Annotated in this window: 2 protein-coding genes and 2 pseudogenes; 3 read left to right on the top strand and 1 reads right to left on the bottom strand. The window is 72.0% G+C overall.

Translation table 11 applies throughout. From position 1 onward, the window contains the following. Positions 1–725: pseudogene (locus ACIRDX_RS21345) on the top strand (sialidase); the annotation flags it as partial. Positions 726–828: 103 nt separating this feature from the next. Here ACIRDX_RS21345 and ACIRDX_RS21340 read toward each other — a convergent pair. Beyond that, positions 829–2,937, bottom strand: a complete 2,109-nt coding sequence (locus tag ACIRDX_RS21340) for an ATP-binding protein (protein WP_396627449.1) — start codon at positions 2,935–2,937, stop codon at positions 829–831. A gap of 452 nt (positions 2,938–3,389) precedes the next feature. On the opposite strand from ACIRDX_RS21340, the gene ACIRDX_RS21335 reads away from it, so the two are divergent. After that, the gene (locus ACIRDX_RS21335) at positions 3,390–3,764 is read left to right on the top strand and encodes a YciI family protein (RefSeq protein ID WP_396627448.1); all 375 of its coding nucleotides are present in this window, start codon (positions 3,390–3,392) and stop codon (positions 3,762–3,764) included. A gap of 7 nt (positions 3,765–3,771) precedes the next feature. Further along, positions 3,772–3,933: pseudogene (locus ACIRDX_RS21330) on the top strand (RNA polymerase sigma factor); the annotation flags it as partial.

Raw genomic sequence — 3,933 nt, 5'->3', positions numbered from 1 at the left:
GGCGGCGGCCTGCCGTGCTGGTCCCGTTCTACGAGCCGGAGACGAGCGTTGGCCTCGGCCAGCGCCCGTTGCGCGACTTCGCGCGGCAACTCACGCGCGCCGGGTTCGTGACGCTCTCGATCGGCACGCCGGCCGGCGACGCCCGCACGCCCGATCGCGGTGGCGTGGACGTGCAGCCGCTGTCCTACTACGCCTACGTCGCGGCCAACGCCTGGACGGCGCTCGCGGCACGCCCCGAGGTGGATCCGCTGCGCATCGGCGTGGTGGGGCACAGCTATGGCGGCAAGTGGGCGATGTTCGCGGGCGCGCTGTGGGACCGCTTCGCGGCCGTGGCCGTGAGCGATCCGGGCATCGTCTTCGACGAGTCGCGCCCGAACGTCAACTACTGGGAACCGTGGTACCTCGGGCTCGACGCCACGGCGCGCCGCACGCCCGGCGGCCTGCCCACGGCAGACAACCCGCGAACGGGGCCGTACAAGGTGATGCGGGAGCGCGGCCTGGACCTGCACGACCTGCACGCGCTCATCGCGCCGCGTCCCTTCTTCGTGAGCGGGGGCGCCGAGGATCCGCTCGAACGCTGGGTGGCCCTCAACCATCGCGTCGCCGTGGACGCGCTGCTCGGGTATCGCCAGCGTGTCGGCATGTCGTCGCGGCCCACGCACGACCCGACGCCGGAGTCCAACGCGCAGCTCGTCGCGTTCTTCGAGCACTTCCTGAAGCGGTGACGACCAGGCCGGGCGTGGCCTTCGGCTGCGCTCAGGCCTGCCCTACCCTCGTTGCCACCGGTAGCGCTGGTTGTCCCAACCCGGCCCATCGGGCGCGCGGCTCTCAGTGCGTCGGCGGATGCGCCAGCAGCGCCGCCTCGACGGCATCGCGCAGTTCCGCCGGCAGGTGCGGCTTGTGCAGCAAACCCGTAGCCGAAGCCATGGTCAGCCGCGCGCGCATGTCGTCGGTCATGAACCCGGAGGCGACGATCACGGGCATGCAGGGCTTGAGGCGTCGCACTTCCTCCAGCACCTGCAGCCCTGTCACGGCCGGCATGTTGAGGTCGGTGACCACGAGATCGAAGTCGTCCGGGTGCACGGCGAGCGAGGTGAGCGCCTCGATCGGGTCGACGTGGCCTTCCACCGTGTGGCCGTGCGACTCGAGCGCGCGCACGCCAATCCGCACCAGCAGCCGCTCGTCGTCCACGAACAGGATGCGGCCCCGCGGCGTCGTCGGGTCGGCGGGCAGCGTCGTCGTGGGCTGGACGGCGTCGACCGTGGCGGTGGTGGCGGGAAGGAAGACGCGGAACGTCGTGCCGACGGCCAGCGTGCTTTCCACCGTGACCGCTCCGTCGTGGTTCCGCACCACGCCGTCGACGACGGCGAGCCCGAGCCCGGTGCCCTCGCCTGCGGCGCGCGTCGTGAAGAACGGGTCGAAGATGCGCGCCCGCGTCGCCTCGTCCATGCCGGTGCCCGTGTCACGCACTTCGAGGCAGGCGTAGCTGCCGGCACGCAACCCCACGACCTCGCCATCGGCGAGCCTCGCCGGCGCCAGCGACACCGTGATGCGCCCCCGTCCGCTGGGGATGGCCCGGCTCGCGTTCACGCAGAGGTTGAGCAGCGCCTGATGCAGCTGCGTGGCCGACGCGAGGACCGCCGGCACGCCGGGCGACAGCTCCGTGCGCAGCTCGATGCCCGGAGGGATGATGGCCCGGAGCAGCCGCGTGACCTCGGTCACGAGTTCGCCGAGCACGATCGTGGCGCGCGACACCGAGTGCCGTCGGCTGAAGGCGAGGATCTGATCGACGAGGTCACGCGCTCGCGACGAGGCGGTGAAGGCATCGCCGAGCAGCGCGTCCGCGCGGCCGTCCTCGATCTCGCTGCGCGCGAGTTCGAGGTTGCCGAGGATCACGGTCAGCAGGTTGTTGAAGTCGTGGGCGACGCCGCCGGCCAGGGTGCCGAGCGCCTCCATCCGTCGCGCCTGCTCCAGCTGCGCCTCGAGCCGCAGCCGGGCTTCCTCGGTCCGGTGGCGCTCGGTGACGTCGGACACGCAGAACACGAGGCTGGCGATGGCGCCCGACTCGTCACGAATCGGCGCGCCGTTCACCGAGAGCTGCCGGCGGCGACCATCGGGCCACTCGATGGCGTGCTCGACCTGGGTCACGGGCTCGCCGGTGGCCATGATGCGCCGGAACGGCTGCGCCTCGTCGGGCCAGTCGCTGCCGTCGGGGGCGGTATGGCGCCACCCTGGTGAGTCGTAGCAGCGGCCCAGCAGGGCCTCGCGCGTGAGGCCGAGCACGGCCTCGCCCTGCGGATTGGCGTAGACGATCTGGCCGGCCGTGTCGACCTGGATGATCGCCGCGACGCTGGTGTCCATGATCGCCTCGAGCATTGCGCCCTTCTCGCGCAGCTCGCGGCTCGTCCGCTGCTCTTCGGCGAGCAACCGGTTCATCGCCACGGCCTGTCGCGCCAGTTCGAGCTGGGCCATGGCCTGGTGCGCGAGGGCCCGCAGGATCTCCACCTGCAGCGGCGTGATGGCCCGTGGGCGCGTGTCGATCACGCACAGCGTGCCGATCGCGTGGCCGCCCGGCGCCACCAGGGGCGCGCCGGCATAGAACCGCAGCTCGGGCGCTCCGGTCACCAGGGGATTGTCGGCAAAGCGCGGGTCGGCACGCGTGTCGCCCACCACGAGCACCGACTCGGGCGACAGGATGGCGTGAGCGCAGAACGCATCCGCGCGGCTCGTGCCGTCCGTGTCGACGCCGCGCGCCGCGCGGAAGACCTGTCGGTCCGTGTCGACGAGCGAGACGACGCTGATCGGGGTGTCGCACACCTGGCTGGCGAGGCGCGTCAGGTTGGCCAGCGTCTCGGCGACCTGGTCGTCGAGGCCGTCGTACCGGCGCAGGGCGGTCAGGCGCGCGGCTTCATCCACCGGAAGGGGAGCTGCGGCCATGTCCCCCACATTATCGGCGAGTCAAGCTCTTCCGTGCAGGAACATCCTCTCCAACGGCGGGATCGCTCCACAACGATAGGTGCCGCTGGTCATGGCGACTGAGCGCGGTCGGGTCGTCGATCGTCGGGGACGCACCAGAGGAACCCGACGCGGCGGCACGAGGGCAGACCGGCGGGCCCGGTCACCGCCCCGCGAGCCACCAGGACGCGACGGCGGGGACGCCCAGGGCGAGCCCCAGGAGCCCAGGCACCGCGCCAGGGTGGGCGCCCAGCAGGCCGCAGGTCCGGGAGCCGAGGCCGGCGATACGACGCCGAGCGGCAGCAGCAGGGCCTCCATGGCCAGAGCGACGTCTTCCGCGCCGACGCGGGCCCCTGTCGATCTGTGCGGTTCCCGTTCGTATAGGAGATGACTGCCCGCATCATGCTGGCGACGTCGTCCCAGGAGGAAAGCCCATGACGCAGTACCTGCTCAGCATCTACCAGCCCGACGGTGAGCCGCCGCCGCCCGAGCAGTTGCAGAAGGTCATGCAGGACATGCACGCCTTCATCACCGATGCCCAGGCGCAGGGCGCATGGGTCTTCAACGGCGGGCTGTTCCCGCCCTCGTCGGCCACCGTCGTGCGCCACAGGGCGGGAGAGGCCCTGCTCACCGACGGGCCGTTCACCGAGGGCAAGGAGCACCTCGGCGGCTTCATCATCATCCGCGCCGCCGACGTCGACGGGGCGCTCGCGTGGGCGGCGCGTCTCGCGAAGGTCGTGACCCTGCCTGGCGATGCTGCCGGCCTGCCGATCGAGGTGCGCCCGCTCGCGCATTCGTCGGCGTCGTGAGCCGACCATGACGGACGCCGCGGACGTCGCGCGCGTGTTTCGCGACGAGTACGGCCGTGCGGTGGCCGTCCTCGCGCGGCGCCTCGGCGACATCACGCTCGCCGAGGACGCCGTGCAGGACGCCTTCGTGCTGGCCGTCGAGCGCTGGACGCTCGCCGGTGCGCCGCCC

Origin of the sequence: Luteitalea sp., from assembly GCF_044337415.1 — a bacterium.
Classification (GTDB): Bacteria; Acidobacteriota; Vicinamibacteria; order Vicinamibacterales; family Vicinamibacteraceae; genus Luteitalea.
The sequence above is the reverse complement of the archived record's forward strand: the minus strand, read 5'-3'. Positions and strand labels throughout refer to the sequence as shown.

Coding starts and splice junctions, on each gene's coding strand:
- ACIRDX_RS21335 (WP_396627448.1), top strand. CDS start 3,390: ATGACGCAGTACCTGCTCAGCATCTACCAGCCCGACGGTGAGCCGCCG.
- ACIRDX_RS21340 (WP_396627449.1), bottom strand. CDS start 2,937: ATGGCCGCAGCTCCCCTTCCGGTGGATGAAGCCGCGCGCCTGACCGCC.